Genomic DNA, 18,454 nt, shown 5'->3' with positions numbered 1-18,454 from the left:
AGAATATGTTTTAAGAGACAACAATTTCTTCTCGCATCGGTTCTGGTCGCTCATCCATGTAAATGATTATCTTCTGCGCGATCGCTGCAAATATACTCGGAATTCCTTGGGAATATCGAACAAATAAGCCTCTTCTAATATACCAATAGTCTAAAGTTCTCGACCAACGCTCTACCTTATTTTCGAGAGTAGCCTCACTTTGACTACTCGTAAGCTGGATGCAAATATAATACTGATTATCCGATGCAATTAAATCCGTTGCCATTGACAAATCGCAAATAAATCGACAAGCACAAGATACATTGCGAGCCAGTAACTCTTTTATAACTTGATTCATCACCCCATGATCCATCTTGACAAATTGCCCAGATTTAATCTTTTCAAGCCAAATATGAGACTTGCCATCTAGTTGTCCGAGCCAAAGAGGAAATAACTGTTCAATCCAATATCTTTCAGCACCACTAAGCTGATTTAAGAGATATTGTTTTTGTTCTTGATTAAGATAACTCATCTTAATTATTAGGTCTGAATCTTTAATAATTTCTACTAAAAAGTTTGCTAAAGATTCATTACGTCTTAACCTGACAAGGGTGGACTTTTCAAGTTCAAAATAATCGTAAATTTGTTGTAGAGCTTTCGACAAGGTAGGTTTGACCAGAGTCGCTTCTTCAGATTTTGTTTTGAGTAAGGAGGGAATGTCTTTAGCATTAATTCTGGTATTCATATCTTAATTTAGGAAATCTTGATATTACTCTTATACTAGATGCTCGGAAACTTTTAAATATCCCTTCCTCGACTCATAACCGAAACCTTTCAGTGACATTTGCCTCATCTAAACTTAGTTTAATCTGAAACGGCGTTCCCCTTGGCGCTTTAAACCGCTTTAGTTGGATTAAATGATCATAATGACGGGCGATAACAGGCTTCTGCACCAACTTTCCTGTTTCATCTAATAATTCCAGTTGTAAATTGGGCGGTAAATGAGCGTTTTCTCCTACAGGATGCACTTGCACATAAACTAAAACTTTCTGATTTTCTGTCGGAACTTGCGCCACCAATAAAGCAAAAGCAGACTGTTTGAGTTCAATTCCCAAATCAATGATTTTCGCTGCTGCATCTTCAGGAAAAGACTGATGATTCCTGACTTGATAGGATAATGACTGTCTCGAACCCAATACACTTTCTACAGAGTGCCATCCCTGCTTGCTTTGATCTGCTAACCATGATCCTGTCTTTTGCCATACTTGTTGCAAAGGAGAGGTTTCGGTTACGCCACGGAGACGATGTTGATAAATCTGTTTACGCCAAACCCCATGACTTAAAAAATAAGCCCATTCTGGAAACGGCATCAGCATTCTTAAACTATAACCAGGTTGCTTGCCATGTTTTTGAATCAAAGATTGCACTTTTTCTTCAGATACTTCAGGAGGAGAAATCTGAGGGGAAGATTCTCGACAATTCCATTCTTGGGCGAATAACATCACATTAATTTCTTCAATCAAGTCTTGTCGTTCGATTTCATAGGTTTTACTAATCGCGTTATAGTATCCTCTGGCTTTCAATTGTTGATAGGTCGTGTAACCCCAAACTCGCAGCCAATTCGCCTCTGTTTCAACCTGCACCGCGAGATAATAATCGGCTTCCCAACCTGCAATATCCACCCATTCTTGAGGCACTTCTAAGGCTTCTAAATCAGTTCCTTCAGTAGGAATAATAACGAGGCGTTGATTGCCAATTGTAATTGAAGTACCATTGACAAATTCCCAGATACTCGGCAAATCTTTTTCGGGAAAGCTCAAGCGAGGGGAAAGTTTTTTCCCCAGTTCTTCTTCTAACCACTGTTGGATTTTTTGGGAACTAATTTGATTGAGAAAACTATTTTTTTGGGCTAAAGGATGAGATTGCATTGGTTGCTCGATCGGTTGAATTTCGGATGGAGAAAACTCAATCCAGAGATGATCTGGATTAAGATCAATTAAGGGAGTTGAAATAGCAGTCAGGTTCTGAGTCATGCGCTTTCCACTTTTGAATAACGTCATTTAAGTTTGTTTTTGGGGAGGAGTGAGCAAGGAATAAATCGCTCTTTCCCTGAGCCACTCTTCCACCAAATCACTAATTTTTTGCTGTTTCATAACGAGAGAATTCATTTCTTTTTCTTGTAACATGGTAACGACTCCTTGCTGTAATATTTCCTGACTTTGAGTTAAGTTAGCTTCTAATTCTTCGACGGTAAGATTTAATTCTTGGGCAACGTCTTCTAAGGAAAGGGGTTGATTGCCATCATAGTTTCCGCCATAAACCAGTCGCAGACAAGTTTGATTAGATTCATTCAGTTGAAGTTGAAAGACTTCTGCTAACTGTTGAAAAATTGGCTGTTTGAAGTAGGCTTCAAGCCAATCACGGATCATAATAACGGCATCTTTGGGAAGGGTTTTATAATTTAATTTCAGATTCATTTGCTTTTGTTCAATTAGAGGCTGGGTAACAAGTTGAGCTAGTTTTTTATGCAGTTGATTAATTTTGCGAGAGATAGAAGATTGATTAACTCCCTGAAGCGTTGCAATTTCACTTTGTTGTAAGTTTAATCCATAATGTAAAAATAAAATATCAGTTTCTTCTAAACTTAAATAAGTTAAGGCTTCTTCGAGAAGAGGTTGGAATTCTTCTGCGTTTGTCGGGAAAGAATGATCTGATTGAGGTGTAATGGGAATGTTAGACTCAGAAAATGATGCTTGTTCCTCTTGATTGCTTTCGATTACTGATAAGGAAGAGGCATAGTGATGGGGACATTTTTGTTGCTCGTATTGGCGCAGGGCTTCAATGCAATCATCTAGCCATTGTTTGAGTTGTTTAGTTGTAATTTCTAAATGACTTTGTTGGTTGTATAAGGTAACGATTACGTCTAATTCTTGAGTATCGGGCTGATTTTTAGAACTGACACTTTTGAACAATTCCACTACCATTTGATAGGTCTGAATTTGTTCTGGAGTGTACCCCTGTTGACTGAGGGCTTTCCGTAGGGCGGTAGCTGAACTATTTTTGAGTAATCCCCAGTTGCTATATTTAGCAATACGATATTCGGCATAAATGGCATCCGCGATCGCGCTTTTGAGCCATTTTTGAAGATAAGTTTTTAATTGGCTACGCTGTGGATCATATTGCTGGAGACGATGCAGCAGTTTATCCAGTTTCAGGGTTTCTGCTTCTGCTATTTTGAACACTTGAATCAGGTTATCGACAGAGGAGTGAAATTGATTGGGTAGAGAATATTGATGAATGAACCGAGAAGCAACCCAATAACAGGTTTCTTGTAAATAAGCACAAAGATGTTTAAAGGCAAGGGTATTGTCTGGCTGATGTTGGAGGATCGTCTGTAGGTGCTGTAGGATTGCAGTTTCAGAAAGGGAGCGGTAGTGGTGGTTGAAGTTTCGCGCTAACTGATGATCTTTTAACCATTGAGTTGTTGTAATCGAGGAATTCGGATCAAAACGTAAGAAGCTACAAAATTTGGCTTCGCAGGTTTGACGGCGGACAATTCTCATTCAGTCTCCTCTGGTATGAAAGGGTGCTTTGTCATGGCTGCTTTTATATCTACGCATGACTTTTTTCGGTTATGCGCGATCGTGAGAAAATTTTTTGAAGTTTTTTTCTGAATACTCAAAATCGTTATCAGGAAGAGTTCAGGGAACTTGCTAAGATGCTCAAAAAAGTGACATTGTAGAGAACACACGACTGAACAGTTCATTATGCCACAAGACAATAGTCAACAACTATCTTTATTTTCCTCTGGAACAACACTAGAGAATAATACAACTGACAACACTAATTTTTCCCATCAATCTCAACCTGCCAAAGTGGGTACAACTGCTGTGGAGTATGTTGATAGCAGAAGTCTTCTTACCTCTCCCAAAGGCTTTATCAAAGCATATAAATTTACCCTTAATCCTTATACTGGCTGTAGTTTTGGTTGTGACTACTGCTATGCCCGCTTTTTTGCACCGACTTTAGAAAAACAGCAAGACTGGGGCAACTGGGTTAAAGTTAAAAAAAACGCTGTTAATTTATTACGCAGATCACGTCGGGCTAGATCACAAGAAAGGCGATTAGAGGAAGGGGATGCGATTTATATGTCTAGTGTGACTGATCCTTACCAACCAATTGAACACAAAGTCGGATTAACCAGAAGCCTTCTCGAAGAATTGATCGAAGTCCAGCCCCGCTTAACCATTCAAACCCGCAGTCCTCTAGCTTTGCGAGATATCGATCTATTTCGACAGTTTCAACGCATTCGGATTAATTATACGATTCCCACTGATTCTGAGAAAATTCGAGAACGTTACGAACCCCATTGTCCTGCTATAGAAGTTCGCTTAAAATCAGCGAAAGAGCTTGCAGAAGCAGGGATTTCGATTGGCATTTCTATTAGCCCCATGCTACCAATTAAAGATGCTGAAAAGTTTGGTAAGCGGATTGCAGAACTGAGAGCAAGTGAATACGTCACACAGTTTTTAAAGCCCACTCGTTCCCGTTTTCGAGCAGGAACTTCCAGCGAATCCATTGGAAAAATGCAGGAAGATAACTGGAGCGAAACTGACTATCAAAGAGTACGAGAAACTATTACTTCTATCTTGGGGAATGAATACCCATTACTTGAAGGAAATGAAGGGTACGCACCCGTTTAAGCTGTAAATAACTGGAGAGTCGTCAATTATGAATACTAAAGAAATCAATCTTCCCTTTGAAAAGGAATCAGATAAAATTGATTGTGTCAGCTTCGATGAAAATGGGAAGTATATTGCTGTTGCTTGCTATAATCAGTTTTATATTTATTCATTAGAGAACACCGAGGAACCAGTTCTAAAAATTAGAAGTGGAGATTTAAATGCAAGTTTTAGTTATCCTTTAGAATTTGACGCGATAGACCCCATTGCGTTTAGTCAAGATTCAAAAATAATAGCAGTATCTGGAGGAGTAAAAAATTCAAATGAGGATTTTATTTTATTTTATAGTTTAGAGAAATTTGAATGTATTTTCATGGATTGTATGAGAGGATTTTTTCATTTTAGGAATAATATTTTTATCGAAACATATTGTATTTATGAAAATTACAACTCTAAAAATTTAATTATTTTTGACACCCAGTATTTTGCAAGGAGAAGACTATTCAATGATCTTGATTTCAAAGAAACATTATGGGAAGACGATAAACCTGATGTGGATAAAATTGATGAAAATTCCTTTGATTTTTATGTCACTCTCTTTAGCCAAGGTTGTTGCTTGGTTGAAAAATATTACTATGATATAAACGGTGAAGAAATTGAAATAGTATATTCAGTTTATGAATTTTCTTTGGATGGCAACTATAACAAACTGGCGGAAATCGAAAATTTGGAGGAAAAATTTCCAGAGAAAATTAACACATGGGCAATTCTGGATAATAGTAGATTAATTGGGTTTGGCAATAACAACGAATCAAACCAAGATGAATACATAGTTTTTGAATGGTATAATAATCAACATAAGCAATTAGATAAGTTCACTAATTCAAATCCGATTGAACCCATATATTTATCTTATAATTCAATTCCTTTTTGGGTTGTAGATAATAAATTAAAATACTATGTTAATAACTCTGAAGAGAGTTTATATCTTGGTGATATTTCTGAAAATCATCATAGCGTGCATATTAATAGTCTAGGAAATTTAATTGCACTTATTGGAAGCAAGTCTATCCAAATCATTGAGGAAAAACTTAATACTAAAAAAGATACGCCTAAGTTGTTTCAACCTCTAAATAAACGAATTAATTGGACTGAAGACCATTATGAACAACTTTGCAATTACATAGATGAATTGTTGACGGAAAGGTTAAAAAGATACATTAACCTTTTTAATGTTGATGAAAAGCAAATAACTGATGGCTTAGACGAGCTAAAGCATAAATTAAAAAAAGGAGAAGATCCAGACTATAATTCGCCTGGAGTTGCTGTCGCATATGCCTTGCAATACTTACCGAGAAAAATTATAATAGCAACAGGAGTTTTAGAATATTATTTTTCAGATTACAATATCCCTGTACCAAGAAATGTTCTTGATATAGGTAGTGGTAATGATCCAGTTAGTATTGCCTTGGGATTATGTTTTCCTGATGATAAAGTTAAGATTAAAGCGATAGAACCTTCCAAGGCTATGCGGGATTTAGGAAAAATGTGCAGTAGTGATTTCTCTAACTTAGAGGTCTTGAATGTTGCTGGTTCAATTGGAGGATGTTGGTTAGAGCACTTAAATAGCAATTACTATGATTTGATAATGATGTCATCTGTTTTACAAAAATCATTTAAAGATCAAGAAAACCAATGGAATTTTTTAGCAGAATACTTATATCAATCATCTACCAAGGAAGCAAAATTAATTTCTATAGAACCAATAACTCAAAAGAAAAATATTTTAGTCAAAAAAATGAAACAAGCAATGCTCAACTATGGATGGAATCTAGAACAACAATTATCTATGCGTCAATTGTTTCCAGAAATTTCAGTAAAATGCAAGCATTTAGAAAAGCTAACTAATTTACAAAATGAACTAATAGGAAATTATAGAGGTTATCCAGTAGAAACTTGGAATAATAACTCTAGCTACAACGAACGGATTCATATTTATAGTAAAGGTAGTGAGGTTAACTCATCGGATTAATCCTTAAATATTCTATGGTTCATGGCTTCATCAAGCGCAATTGACCGAAGTTGAATGCACCGACAGCGCGATCGCGCTTGCTTTGTTATCTAATCATTATCTTCCAAATTATCACTATTTTTTGGGCAAGATAATAATTCTAATCAATCCTTAATATCAATTTTTTTGCTTCTTTTTGTGATAATAATTTTGATGACTGTCATCAGCTAGATAGTATTCAGAGGCAGGCTGAATTTGAGTAATAATCGGTTGCTTATAGACTCCCGAATGTTCTAATTGCTGTTTTGATTGTTGCGCGATTACCGCTTGTTCTCGATCATGATAAAAAATTACTGAGCGATATTGTTCCCCGCGATCAGCCCCTTGACGATTGAACTGCGTTGGATCGTGGATTGACCAGAAGACTTGTAAGAGTTCCTCATAACTCACTTGATTAGGATCATACTGCACTTGTGCCACCTCGGCATGACCCGTAATGCGAGAGAGAACATCGAGATAACTGGGATTGGGAAAATGACCGCCCATATAACCGACAGACGTTGCTGTCACTCCTTTTACCTTCTCAAAAGCAGCTTCTACGCCCCAAAAACAACCCGCTCCAAATGTTGCTGTTTTCTGTTGTGTCATTGTTTTAATGGTTCTCCTCAATTCATGTTTTACCTTATAATTATTGATCGACCATTTTTGTCCCCCATTGGAGACACTACCTTGAATGATGATCACTCAACTCTATCCCCATTGTGAGAATCTTACCTGAAATGAAAATTGTCATCGCTCGTGACTTTAATGATTTTGCTCGCTGCATCATGATCCGCACGCAAGTATTTGTGATGGAACAAGGAATCTCCGCTGAGATTGAAACCGATGAATGGGAAAACCACTCCACCCATTACCTTGCGGGTGATGGTGAAAAAGCCTTAGCAACAGCGCGATCGCGCCTGATTAACAACCAAACCGCTAAAATTGAACGGGTTGCGGTCTTGAAAGAAGCACGGAGTCAAGGGGTGGGAACAGAATTAATGCGCTATATTCTCCAAGAGATTCATTCCTACTCCAATATCCAGACCATTAAACTGGGGTCTCAAAATTCAGCCATTCCCTTTTATGAAAAGCTGGGCTTTCAAGTGATTGGAGAGGAGTATCTTGATGCTGGTATTCCTCATCATTTAATGATGCAAAGAATTAACACTTGATTTCCAATGTGTCCCCAATTGGGGATAGTATCTGCTCAATACCATTCATGCTCGAAATCATATTGTTCTGGGGCTTGACCAGAGGCGGTAAAAGTTGAGGCTGCTTACAATCTTGAGTGAGAGGCTGCATTCCTTCTAACGTGAGCTTAAATTGCCATCGAGAGCGTGAATCGAAAAAACTGCACGGGAAACTCTTTAAGATTAGTCTTTTGGCTTCTGATCCAGAGTTAGAGTCATAACTAAGGTCAAGGTTCCTCCTAACAAGCCTAAAAGCAACCAAATGAGACGGTTATAACCCTTATTGGCGGCAACAAGAGCGCCAATACTACCTATAAGACAGTGTAGGAACAAGAGGAAATAAAACAATCTGATATTTAAAGAAATCTCAACTGGTAACACATTTAATTCTCAATTGTTTTCAAGTATTGTAACGGATTGAAATGAGATCACAAACCCAAAAAAATGCTTTCAAGAGTGCCTTCACTCTCGGGTCAGAATAAACAAACTTTCATCCCCACCACGACCAATTCTCATCGTTTCATCAATATAAGTAATCTTGAGGCTGGGAATTCGACCAACTGGATTTTTAGCTTCTACCACTCTCATCGGATCCAGCCAAGGGGTCTTGATTCCTAAAATTTGCTGAATTCCCAGAAAACGCTGTTGAAAATTAACATTAATTCGCTGATCGGAAAGTTGCTCTTCTGCTTCCTTAGCGGGTTCAAATGTGGCGGTTACTCTCACATAACCCGATAGCCCACCCCACCGATGTTGTACCCAAGCTCGATTTTCAAAAGAAGCATTATTCACGTCGATGGTTTGATAGATGTTGCCAACTTGGAATCCGAAAGGTAAGCGTTTGAGAGACCGAATTTCTCTAGCTGTCGAATATTGCAGTAACCAAGCCCCATTGAGTAAATTCTTAGCAGACAACAGAGGTTGTGGGAAAGGATTTAACGCTTCTAATTCTTCTGTGATTGCTGCGATTGTAGAGACGGATTGGGGCGAAAGGTCTAAATCTGTTATTGGGGTATCGACCAGATTGGGTTTTTCCTTTCTCAGTCGTTCAATTTGGGCAAGTAACTTCTGCTTAATTGATAATCGATCGCGCACTTCTGCCATTTTTTTTACCTTAACTTTGAACCATGGAAACCATGTTGAGAAACTTTTGTAACATCGGGTAGAGCCACCAAAGAATCACACATTAATTATTATCCCTCCTACTATCCTTGGTTCTCTCGCCCTTTCCACTAAGATACACTGACTTGCCAACTCTGAAACAACTCCAACCCGTAGCTATCTCCCCATCAAACTGGGTGTTTTCGTAAGCTAAGCGATGACCCGCCCCTAATTTTACCCCGCGAAACAGTTTGGAATTGAGTTGCGGTCCCCGACTCATTACCTGATCTCCGCTCAACGCCAAATCGCTTTTGTCTTCACCAACGGTCGCAGCCTGCAACTTCCGTGACAGAAGGTGTAATCTGCGACTCTGATTGATCTAAGAATCTCCTGTCTCGAATTGATTTATGAGCGACAGATGGCTGATAATGGTAAGCCAAGGAATAGGGATGAAAGAATAAATCATGCAGGAGTCTTCGGGAAAAGCGACCCCCGCTTATATGAAAAACGCCGATTATACAACGCTCGATCGCGCTCAACTCACTCCGATGATGCAACATTACATTGAGGTGAAAGAGCAATATCCCAACGCACTGCTGTTGTATCGGGTAGGAGATTTTTTTGAATGCTTCTTTCAAGATGCCGTCACTGTGGCGCAACAACTGGAACTGGTGTTGACGAGTAAAGAAAGCGGGAAGGAAATCGGTCGCGTTCCCATGACAGGCGTTCCCCATCATGCCTTAGACCGCTATACTGCTATGTTAGTGGAAAAAGGATACGCGATCGCGGTGTGTGATCAGGTGGAAGATGCAGCGGAAGCAGCAGCCCAAAAACGGATGGTGGAGCGAAAAATCACGAAACTCCTCACCCCAGGCACACTCACCGAAGAAGGAATGTTGCACGCCCGACGCAATAATTTTCTCGCTGCATTGGTAATCGCGGGGGAACATTGGGGGTTAGCCTATACAGATATTTCCACTGGGGAATTTTTCACCACGCAATCCCAAAACCTTGAAACCCTGACTCTGGAACTGCTACGACTCCATCCCTCAGAAATTCTCCTCCCCACCAATGCCCCTGATATTGGCAGTATGTTGCGCCCCGGGGAAAAATCGGATCAAGTTCCAGACTTTTTGCCTGATCACTTCTGTTATACCCTACGTCCGCAAAGCCAATTCCGGACAGGAGAAGCCAGAAACCAGCTTTTAGACTATTTCCGAGTTCGGTCTTTGGAAGGGATGGGCTGTGAAAGTCTCCCCTTGGGGGTTCGTGCTGCGGGCGGACTCCTATTCTATATTGAAGAAACCCAAAAAGCGCATCAAGTCCCGTTACAAACCCTTAAAACTTATACTATCACCGATTATTTAATTCTTGACCAACAAACGCGACGCAATTTGGAAATTGTGCAAACGGTGCGCGATGGCACTTATCACGGTTCGCTGCTTTGGGCATTGGATCGCACTTGCACAGCAATGGGAGGACGCGCCCTCCGACGGTGGTTACTGCAACCGCTACTCGATATTAAAGGGATTACCGCCCGTCAAGAGACGATCGCGGAACTGATCAAACAAACCAGTCTCCGCAATGATTTACGCCAACTCTTACGACAAATTTATGATTTAGAACGACTCAGTGGGCGTGCGGGCGCAGGAACAGCCAATGCCAGAGATTTAAGAGGGTTAGCCGAATCGTTGGTGCGCTTGACGGAATTAGCTTCGTTAGTGCAACAAGGAGAGTCCCCTTTTTTGCGGGCGTTGCAAACCGTTCCACCAGACTTAAAAACCCTTGGCGAAAAAATCTTAGCGTCAATTGTGGAATCTCCCCCGCAACATCTCACAGAAGGGGGCTTAATTCGTTCGGGTGTGGATGAACAGTTGGATCAAATGCAAGCGGTCTTTGCTGAAGATAAACAGTGGCTAGCGCATTTAGAAACCAGCGAACGAGAACGGACGGGCATTCAAAAGTTAAAAGTGGGATATAACAAGACGTTTGGGTATTATCTCAGTATTCCTCGCAGTAAAGCCGATCTCGCCCCAGAAAACTATACCCGCAAACAAACGTTAACCAATGAAGAGCGTTATATCACTTCGGAACTGAAAGAACGAGAAACACGGATTTTGACGGCAAAAGATGACTTAAATCGTCTCGAATACGAAATTTTTGCGGATTTACGGGCGGAAGTGGGGGAACAAGCGCAAAAAATTCGAGAGATTTCCCGCGCGATCGCGGCGATCGATGTTTTAGGGGGACTTGCCGAACTCGCCGTCTATAACGATTATTGTCGTCCAGAAATGGTAGAAGGACGCTGTTTGAGTATTCGGGAAGGAAGACATCCGGTTGTGGAACAAACTCTTCCCACTGGCTTTTTTGTCCCCAACTCGACGGAAATGGGCTATGAGAAACAGCGAGACACGCCCGATTTAATTATTCTCACTGGACCCAATGCCAGTGGCAAAAGTTGCTATTTGCGCCAAGTGGGATTAATTCAATTGATGGCGCAGATTGGGAGTTTTGTTCCCGCGCGATCGGCGAAGTTAGGAATCAGCGATCGCGTGTTTACTCGGGTGGGGGCTGTGGACGATCTTGCCACTGGACAATCAACGTTTATGGTTGAAATGAATGAAACCGCGAACATTCTCAACCATGCGACCCCCAACTCCCTGATCCTTCTTGATGAAATTGGAAGAGGAACAGCAACTTTTGATGGACTTTCCATTGCGTGGGCGGTTGCGGAATATCTGGCGACGGAAGTGCAAGCCCGCACCATTTTTGCGACTCATTATCACGAACTGAACGAACTCGCGTCGATTCTTTCCAATGTGGCAAACTATCAAGTCACGGTGAAAGAGATGGAAAATGAGATTATTTTCCTGCATCAAGTACAACCTGGAGGGGCAGATCGCTCTTACGGAATTGAAGCTGGACGTTTAGCAGGACTTCCGCCCAGCGTGATTTCTCGCGCTCAACAAGTGATGGGACAAATTGAAAAGCACAGTAAAATTGCCTTGGGGTTACGCAAAGGCATTGCTCAAGAGACAAACCCATCTGAAACCAGCATGGATCAACTGGATATTTTTTGAAGATGATTAACTGCGGACACGATAACCGATATCAGAGCGATAATAACATCCAGAAAACTTAATTTGCGCGATCGCGCTGTAGGCTTTTTCTGCTGCTTGGTCAAAGTCGTCTCCTAACCCCGTTACCCCTAACACACGCCCGCCACTGGTTAACAGGTGTCCCTCTGCATCTAACCGCGTTCCCGCATGAAACACGAACGCATCCCAGTCTTGAGTTGTCCCCGTAATTTCTTTGCCTTTCTCATAACTCCCTGGATACCCTTGTGATGCAGCAACCACACACAGGGCTTTTTGAGATGACCATTTTAAGGGCGGAAGTTCATGCAATCGCTTTTCCAAACACGCCATAATCACCTCATCCAGAGGCGTTTCCAATAACGGTAAAATCGCTTGTGTTTCGGGATCGCCAAAGCGACAGTTAAATTCTAAAACCTTACTGTCTCCCTCAGGAGTAACAATTAACCCCGCGTATAACACCCCTTGATAATCGATCGCGCGATCGCGCAAAGCATCAACTGTGGGCTGTAAGATCGTTTCTGTCACCTGTGCCAGACGTTCTGCACTTAGTAAGGGAGCCGGGGCATAAGCACCCATTCCCCCTGTATTGCCACCAGTATCCCCCTCTCCAATACGTTTATGATCTTGAGCAGGAAGCAAAGGACGGACTGTGATGCCATCGGTGAGGGCTAAAACAGACACTTCTTCTCCCACCAGACACTCTTCCACCACAACCTGTTCGGTATCGGCTGCAAATAGCCCTTCAATCGCGGTGTGAGCGGATTCCACCGTTTCTGCAACCGTCACCCCTTTCCCCGCAGCTAACCCGTCTGCTTTCACCACAATGGGCGCACCCTGCTGAGTCACATAAGCCTTAGCCGTTTCCGCATCAGTAAACGTTTCTCCCACTGCTGTCGGAATCCCAACATCTTGCATTAACGCTTTCGCCCACCATTTGCTGGCTTCAATCTGCGCCCCCGTTTCAGTAGGACCAAACACAGGAATATTTTGTTGTTCCAGAAAATCACGAATTCCTTTTGCTAAGGGAAGCTCGGGTCCGACAATAACAAAAGCAACCGCCTTTTCTTTGGCGTATTGTCCAATCTTACTAAAATCTTCTTCTGTTGCTGGTAAATTTTGACAGTGAGGGAGTAAAGCCGTTCCCCCATTTCCTGGAACACAGAAAACATTTTCCACATTCGGAGACTGTAGTAATTTCCAGGCGAGGGTATGTTCTCTTCCCCCACTCCCAACCACTAAGACATTCATTGCAGGTTCACTCGTTTAAACAGCAATAAATTATTCTCTCACTTTTCGCTTGCTTATTCTAAAACTCTTCTTCAGGAATAACCCATGACCCTTTGTCAGGAAGACTCATCAAGAATCATTATTGGGGTAGGAACATTAGCTTTATAGCACTTCCCAATCTCATGAGGTACATTCTAAATTTTGGTTCTTCGTTCTTTGTTCTTCGTTCTTTGTTATTTCTTGGTTGTTAATCAATGAACCACGAACTATGAACCATGAACATCCACCGACTCGCATTACGTACCTCAACCAACTAGGAAACGCCATAAACACGACGACTCATCTTACAACTTCAAGAAAAAAATCATAACTCTATTTACCAGATGGCTATTCAAGACTATGAAGATTTTAATGATTTCAGCAATTTTACCCTCTCCATATACGCCAAATTCTATCCCCACTCGCACCTTTAATTTAATGAAATATTTGAATGAACGTCATGAAGTGACTCTAGTTGCACAACATGATCAAATGGCAAAAGATGATCAGATTGACACGCTCGGAAAATGGGTTGAAGATTTAGTCATTTTTCCCCATCATTATGAAATGGGACGAAGGGGAATTATGAATCGAGCGAAACGTTTAGGACAATTCTTAAAAGAGGGAACGCCCAACAGTGTTTTGTCTTATTATTCTCCCCAGATGCAGCAATGGATTGATGAAAAAGTGGCTGAAGAATCATTTGATGTCATCACTTGCGAACATAGTATTAATGAAATTTATGTGCGTCCCGAATGGCAAAAACAAATAAGAACTATTGCTAATATCCATGGGTCAATGTATGGGACTTGTCAGAAATATCTTGAGCGACAGACCACAGCCAAAAAGAAGCTCCGGGAACAGTTAAATTTACCACTACTCAAGCGATATGAACAACAATATTGTTCTAAGTTTTCCGCATTAGTAACAACAACGACGGAAGATAAGCAACAAATTAAGGCTCTACAAACCGAAAAATCAATTACTGTCATTCCTAATGGCGTTGACTTAAATTTATTTTCTAAACGAGTGCGCGATCTAGGAGGGTATCAATTGCTGTATGTTAGCCATCAAGAAGAATTAGCCGTAACAGAAGAGGTTAATTTTTTATGTGAATCTGTCTTTCCAGAACTGAAAAGCCGTTATCCTGAAATTATGTTAACCTTACTGGGAATTCCGAATCAGCTTCATCACTGGGGAGAGGTTTCTGGGATTAGAATTGCAGACAAACGTTCGAGTTTACAGACATTATTGCAACAGACAACCGTTTGTGTCTGCCCCACCCAAGCGGGTTTAGGGATGAAATTAGCCCCATTAAGGGCTATGGCAGTGGGAGTCCCCGTAGTAGGCAGCGATCGCGCTTTAGAAGGCTTAAATGTGGATGGAAAAACAGTTAATCTGGCAGCCATGCGGGCCAATCGGCTAGAAGAATATATTTACGCGATCGGGCGGTTACTCCAAGATCCCCAACTGCGTCAACGTCTCTCTCAAAATGCTCGTCATTTAGTTGAAAAAAATCATGACTGGCGAAAATTGACCGAACAATATGAAAAAGTTTTAATGGCTAATGTCAATTATCCAGCAACAACGCGATCGCTGAGTTGACGTAAGATTTGATTGAACTCAGGATTTTGTTCTTGCTGTTGAGCAATTTTTTCACAACTATACATCACTGTTGTATGATCTTTTCCGCCAAAGACTTCTCCAATTCTGGGTAAGCTCAAGTTAGTATGTTGACGCATTAAATACATCCCAATTTGTCGCGCTGAACTAATTTCTCGACGGCGAGAACTGCCTTTTAAATCGGCTACAGAAACTTGAAAATATTCAGAAACAACCTGTAAAATTTGTTCAGGAGATGTCACCCTTTTCCCTTGCGGTGGGTTTAAAAGAGAGGTAACATTCTCTAAAGTTAAGGGTAAGCCTGATAATGATAAATGGGCAACGACTTGCGTTAAAGCTCCCTCTAATTCTCTGATATTTGAGGGATAATTTTTGGCTAAATATTCAACAATTTGGGGGGATAAAGGCAGATGATCCGATTCTGCTTTTTTCTGAAGAATTGCCATCCGTGTTTCCAAATCAGGGGGCTGAATATCTGCAATTAAGCCCATGGCAAAGCGAGAGGATAATCGTTCTGAACAACTCGGGATTTGTTTCGGTGGACGATCAGAGGCAAGTACCACTTGTTTTCCCGCTTCGTAAAGGGTATTAAAGGTATGAAAAAACTCTTCTTGGGTGTATTCTTTCCCTTCAATAAATTGAATATCGTCAATCAGCAAAATATCGGCTGCGCGATAATGTTCTCGAAATTGTTGTAATTGATCATGACGAATAGCATTAATTAAATCGTTGGTAAATTGTTCAGTAGAAACATAAAAAACTTTGGACTGAGGATAAAGTTCTAAACGGTAATGACCAATTGCTTGTAATAAATGGGTTTTTCCTAAGCCAACTCCCCCACAAATAAAGAGAGGATTAAACTCTCTTCCTGGATATTCTGCAACTGCTAAAGATGCAGCGTGTGCCATGCGATTATTCGGTCCGACAACAAAATCTGAGAAGGTATGTTTGGGGCTTAATGTATTTTCAGAAGCGCGATCGCCTGCTAAGCTATTAATGTGATCTTCGCTTTGTTTCCACCACGTTAAGGGGACTTCTTCCGAGTTCGCATTGGCAACAAAAGGGGTCGTAATTTGAACCGTGAGGCTAGCGTGGCTTAAGTCTTGCGCTGTTTTCGTAATTAAAGGAAGATAATATTTTTGTAACCAGTTCCGTGAAAATGGATTGGGCGCACAAATCACTAAACAGTGATTATTCAGGCTTTGTGGCGTTACAGTTTGCAGCCAAGTTTCAAAAGTCGGTGGACTGAGTTGGGGTCGCAACTGTTCAAGAATTTGCTGCCAAAGCTGTTGTGCTGAATGATCCATTATTTGTTGATGAATTAAGGTAAAAATGACACAATTTCCTAGTTTCAATCCTGATTTTCTCGAAGATGACAAAGACAAAGAAGATTATTTTGACTTCTTTTTTGACTTACCAGGGAGTGAACCCGGAACCTTATGGATTGAAGAAGATGCTGCGCCTTCACAGCTTATTTTAATTGATTACGATGCGAAGTACGCGGTGAGAAAAGTTAATATTGATCCGTTAAAATGTGAACATTATTTAGCAAGTGAATCTGCGTCTTGGTTAGATATACAAGGACTCGGCTCGGAAGATATTCTAAAACAAATTGGGCAAATTTTCAAGCTCCATCCGTTACTTTTAGAAGATGTGGTTAATGTCCCACAACGTCCGAAGGTAGAAGATTATAACGAACAGTTAATTATTATTGTTCATTTAGTACAGCCTAAACCCGAAGAAGATGGTTTTTATTCCGAGCAAGTGAGTTTTGTTTTAGGTAAAAAATATTTATTAACGTTTCAGGAAGAACCCAATCACGACTGTTTTAACCCTGTGCGCGCTCGATTAAAAAATAATAAAGGAAAAATACGTACTTCTGGTGTTGATTATCTCACCTACTTACTTCTAGATACCATTATTGATAGTTTCTTTCCTGTTTTAGAAGATTATGGCGAACGAATTGAACAATTAGAAGATGAAGTTGTTTTTAATCCGAATCGACGTACCTTAGAGAAAATTTACAAAGTCCGACGAGAACTTTTAGCGTTACGGCGGGCGATTTGGCCTCAACAAAGTGTGATTACAACGTTAATGCGGAGTGGTAGTAATTTAATTAGTTCTGATGTGGAAATTTACTTTCGAGATTGTTACGATCATGTGATTCAACTTTTAGATATTGTGGAAAGTTATCGGGAATTATCTTCTAGTTTAATGGATGTATATCTCTCTTCTATGAGCAATAAAATGAATGAGGTTATGAAAGTTTTGACCATTATCTCTAGCATTTTTATTCCCCTTTCGTTTATTGCTGGGGTTTATGGGATGAACTTTCAATATATGCCAGAATTAGAGTGGAAATGGGGGTATTATATTTGTTTAGGCGTTATGGGCGCGATCGCGCTTTCCTTAATTATTTTCTTTTGGCGGAATGGTTGGCTAGAACGCTTTTACCCTGTTGCTACCAGTGAGGAAAAAGCAGCAAAACGGAAGCGAAAATTACGATTTCCCCGTCGTCGGAAACAGTGACCAGTTACCAAGAATGTAGAGCAATGCAGAAACGTTCCATGGATTTTCTCCAAGTTGACGAATAACCAATAACCAATCAAAATCCGATATCAGTGCCTTTTCCAGCATGAACAAGGGCTAATTTTTCGTAGCGTTTGGCGTGTTCAATCAAATCCGCTGCTTCTGCTTCCGAGACTTCCCGTTTCACTTTCGCAGGCATTCCCATGAGCAGCGATCGCGCGGGAACATCTTTTGTCACCACAGACCCTGCACCAATAATACTCCCTTTTCCCACCCGCACGCCATTTAAAACCACAGCACCAATTCCAATCAAACAGCCTTCCTCAATATGCGCCGAGTGAATCACCGCCCGATGTCCAACCGTGACATAATCCTCTAGGATTGTCGGTTCACCAGGATCCCCATGTAACACCGCACCATCTTGAACATTCGTATGTGCGCCAATGGTGATACTTTCCACATCCCCTCGCACCACTGCACTATACCAAATATTTGCCCCTGTTTTTACCGTGACATTGCCCATTACCGTCGCATTCGGCGCAATAAACGCAGCAGTCGATAAATCAGGAGAAGACCATAATTCTGCCATTGATCCTATTTGTCCTCCGCTTCTGTATCCTGACGAAACAACCATACCATAAGGGCAACTACCCCCACTTGTAAGGCTAAGTTGGGTAATGTTTCCGTGACATTTTGTCCCGCAGCCAGTTGCGCCACCATCACAAATGCACCGATTAAGCCAGAGGCTGCAAACGCCACATAAATCGTTTTCCGTAAACCACGATAGGGGGCTTTCGCTTCGGCTTGCAAGCGTTTGTATTTTTCCGCAGAAAGCTGGTTGCGAGGGTTATTGGGGGAGTTAGACATAAGAAATTTTGAGAAAATGCTGAGTCGCTCCCTTCCATAATAAAAGATTATATGAAATTCATTAAT

The 18,454-nt window shown here is 40.9% G+C and carries 15 protein-coding genes; 6 read left to right on the top strand and 9 right to left on the bottom strand.

The window, feature by feature from the left end:
• Positions 1-10: 10 nt before the first annotated feature.
• From PCC7418_RS00090 to PCC7418_RS00080, 3 genes are all read right to left on the bottom strand, one after another.
• The gene (locus PCC7418_RS00090) at positions 11-724 is read right to left on the bottom strand and encodes a hypothetical protein (RefSeq protein ID WP_015224152.1); all 714 of its coding nucleotides are present in this window, start codon (positions 722-724) and stop codon (positions 11-13) included.
• 73 nt (positions 725-797) lie between these two features.
• Positions 798-2,012, bottom strand: coding sequence for a DUF1822 family protein (locus PCC7418_RS00085; RefSeq protein ID WP_015224151.1), 1,215 nt, complete (start codon positions 2,010-2,012; stop codon positions 798-800).
• Positions 2,013-2,039: 27 nt separating this feature from the next.
• Complete coding sequence (locus tag PCC7418_RS00080) at positions 2,040-3,542, bottom strand: sigma-70 family RNA polymerase sigma factor (protein WP_015224150.1); 1,503 nt, start codon at positions 3,540-3,542, stop codon at positions 2,040-2,042.
• A 204-nt stretch (positions 3,543-3,746) separates the two neighbouring features.
• On the opposite strand from PCC7418_RS00080, the gene PCC7418_RS00070 reads away from it, so the two are divergent.
• Together PCC7418_RS00070 and PCC7418_RS00065 are read left to right on the top strand one after the other, a co-directional pair.
• Positions 3,747-4,682, top strand: coding sequence for a radical SAM protein (locus PCC7418_RS00070; RefSeq protein ID WP_015224149.1), 936 nt, complete (start codon positions 3,747-3,749; stop codon positions 4,680-4,682).
• A gap of 28 nt (positions 4,683-4,710) precedes the next feature.
• Entirely contained in the window at positions 4,711-6,693 is a 1,983-nt protein-coding gene (locus PCC7418_RS00065; protein WP_015224148.1) for a small ribosomal subunit Rsm22 family protein, read from the top strand.
• Between the two features lie 156 nt (positions 6,694-6,849).
• Here the strand turns inward: PCC7418_RS00065 and msrA are convergent, their stop codons facing one another.
• Entirely contained in the window at positions 6,850-7,320 is a 471-nt protein-coding gene (gene msrA / locus PCC7418_RS00060) for a peptide-methionine (S)-S-oxide reductase MsrA (RefSeq protein ID WP_015224147.1), read from the bottom strand.
• 131 nt (positions 7,321-7,451) lie between these two features.
• On the opposite strand from msrA, the gene PCC7418_RS00055 reads away from it, so the two are divergent.
• The gene (locus tag PCC7418_RS00055; RefSeq protein ID WP_015224146.1) at positions 7,452-7,886 is read left to right on the top strand and encodes a GNAT family N-acetyltransferase; all 435 of its coding nucleotides are present in this window, start codon (positions 7,452-7,454) and stop codon (positions 7,884-7,886) included.
• A 480-nt stretch (positions 7,887-8,366) separates the two neighbouring features.
• Here PCC7418_RS00055 and PCC7418_RS00050 read toward each other — a convergent pair whose 3' ends face one another.
• Positions 8,367-9,008, bottom strand: a complete 642-nt coding sequence (locus PCC7418_RS00050) for a PAP/fibrillin family protein (RefSeq protein ID WP_015224145.1) — start codon at positions 9,006-9,008, stop codon at positions 8,367-8,369.
• Positions 9,009-9,469: 461 nt separating this feature from the next.
• Here PCC7418_RS00050 and mutS point away from each other — a divergent pair, with 461 nt between their 5' ends.
• Positions 9,470-12,085 (top strand): DNA mismatch repair protein MutS, encoded by a 2,616-nt coding sequence (gene mutS / locus PCC7418_RS00040; RefSeq protein ID WP_015224144.1) that lies wholly within the window; start codon positions 9,470-9,472, stop codon positions 12,083-12,085.
• 6 nt (positions 12,086-12,091) lie between these two features.
• Here mutS and purD read toward each other — a convergent pair whose 3' ends face one another.
• Positions 12,092-13,351, bottom strand: coding sequence for a phosphoribosylamine--glycine ligase (gene purD, locus PCC7418_RS00035; RefSeq protein ID WP_015224143.1), 1,260 nt, complete (start codon positions 13,349-13,351; stop codon positions 12,092-12,094).
• A 390-nt stretch (positions 13,352-13,741) separates the two neighbouring features.
• Between purD and PCC7418_RS00030 the strand changes: the two genes are divergently transcribed.
• The gene (locus tag PCC7418_RS00030) at positions 13,742-14,974 is read left to right on the top strand and encodes a glycosyltransferase family 4 protein (protein ID WP_051030505.1); all 1,233 of its coding nucleotides are present in this window, start codon (positions 13,742-13,744) and stop codon (positions 14,972-14,974) included.
• Here the strand turns inward: PCC7418_RS00030 and dnaA are convergent.
• Positions 14,944-16,299: a chromosomal replication initiator protein DnaA gene (gene dnaA, locus PCC7418_RS00025; RefSeq protein WP_015224141.1), complete on the bottom strand. Its 1,356-nt coding sequence runs from the start codon at positions 16,297-16,299 to the stop codon at positions 14,944-14,946. The two genes, PCC7418_RS00030 and dnaA, sit on opposite strands and share 31 nt — an antisense overlap.
• Positions 16,300-16,324: 25 nt before the next feature.
• On the opposite strand from dnaA, the gene corA reads away from it, so the two are divergent.
• Positions 16,325-17,521: a magnesium/cobalt transporter CorA gene (corA, locus tag PCC7418_RS00020; protein WP_015224140.1), complete on the top strand. Its 1,197-nt coding sequence runs from the start codon at positions 16,325-16,327 to the stop codon at positions 17,519-17,521.
• 76 nt (positions 17,522-17,597) lie between these two features.
• Here corA and PCC7418_RS00015 read toward each other — a convergent pair whose 3' ends face one another.
• Together PCC7418_RS00015 and PCC7418_RS00010 are read right to left on the bottom strand one after the other, a co-directional pair.
• Complete coding sequence (locus PCC7418_RS00015; protein ID WP_015224139.1) at positions 17,598-18,110, bottom strand: gamma carbonic anhydrase family protein; 513 nt, start codon at positions 18,108-18,110, stop codon at positions 17,598-17,600.
• A 5-nt stretch (positions 18,111-18,115) separates the two neighbouring features.
• Positions 18,116-18,388 (bottom strand): DUF3493 domain-containing protein, encoded by a 273-nt coding sequence (locus PCC7418_RS00010; protein WP_015224138.1) that lies wholly within the window; start codon positions 18,386-18,388, stop codon positions 18,116-18,118.
• Positions 18,389-18,454 lie beyond the last annotated feature (66 nt).

Source organism: Halothece sp. PCC 7418, assembly GCF_000317635.1.
Classification (GTDB): domain Bacteria; phylum Cyanobacteriota; class Cyanobacteriia; order Cyanobacteriales; family Rubidibacteraceae; genus Halothece.
The sequence above is the reverse complement of the archived record's forward strand: the minus strand, read 5'-3'. Positions and strand labels throughout refer to the sequence as shown.

What these genes read in the sequence shown, in the direction of transcription:
- PCC7418_RS00090 (WP_015224152.1), bottom strand. Translation starts at nt 724, where the DNA reads ATGAATACCAGAATTAATGCTAAAGACATTCCCTCCTTACTCAAAACA.
- PCC7418_RS00085 (WP_015224151.1), bottom strand. Translation starts at nt 2,012, where the DNA reads ATGACTCAGAACCTGACTGCTATTTCAACTCCCTTAATTGATCTTAAT.
- PCC7418_RS00080 (WP_015224150.1), bottom strand. Translation starts at nt 3,542, where the DNA reads ATGAGAATTGTCCGCCGTCAAACCTGCGAAGCCAAATTTTGTAGCTTC.
- PCC7418_RS00070 (WP_015224149.1), top strand. Translation starts at nt 3,747, where the DNA reads ATGCCACAAGACAATAGTCAACAACTATCTTTATTTTCCTCTGGAACA.
- PCC7418_RS00065 (WP_015224148.1), top strand. Translation starts at nt 4,711, where the DNA reads ATGAATACTAAAGAAATCAATCTTCCCTTTGAAAAGGAATCAGATAAA.
- msrA (WP_015224147.1), bottom strand. Translation starts at nt 7,320, where the DNA reads ATGACACAACAGAAAACAGCAACATTTGGAGCGGGTTGTTTTTGGGGC.
- PCC7418_RS00055 (WP_015224146.1), top strand. Translation starts at nt 7,452, where the DNA reads ATGAAAATTGTCATCGCTCGTGACTTTAATGATTTTGCTCGCTGCATC.
- PCC7418_RS00050 (WP_015224145.1), bottom strand. Translation starts at nt 9,008, where the DNA reads ATGGCAGAAGTGCGCGATCGATTATCAATTAAGCAGAAGTTACTTGCC.
- mutS (WP_015224144.1), top strand. Translation starts at nt 9,470, where the DNA reads ATGCAGGAGTCTTCGGGAAAAGCGACCCCCGCTTATATGAAAAACGCC.
- purD (WP_015224143.1), bottom strand. Translation starts at nt 13,351, where the DNA reads ATGAATGTCTTAGTGGTTGGGAGTGGGGGAAGAGAACATACCCTCGCC.
- PCC7418_RS00030 (WP_051030505.1), top strand. Translation starts at nt 13,742, where the DNA reads ATGATTTCAGCAATTTTACCCTCTCCATATACGCCAAATTCTATCCCC.
- dnaA (WP_015224141.1), bottom strand. Translation starts at nt 16,299, where the DNA reads ATGGATCATTCAGCACAACAGCTTTGGCAGCAAATTCTTGAACAGTTG.
- corA (WP_015224140.1), top strand. Translation starts at nt 16,325, where the DNA reads ATGACACAATTTCCTAGTTTCAATCCTGATTTTCTCGAAGATGACAAA.
- PCC7418_RS00015 (WP_015224139.1), bottom strand. Translation starts at nt 18,110, where the DNA reads ATGGCAGAATTATGGTCTTCTCCTGATTTATCGACTGCTGCGTTTATT.
- PCC7418_RS00010 (WP_015224138.1), bottom strand. Translation starts at nt 18,388, where the DNA reads ATGTCTAACTCCCCCAATAACCCTCGCAACCAGCTTTCTGCGGAAAAA.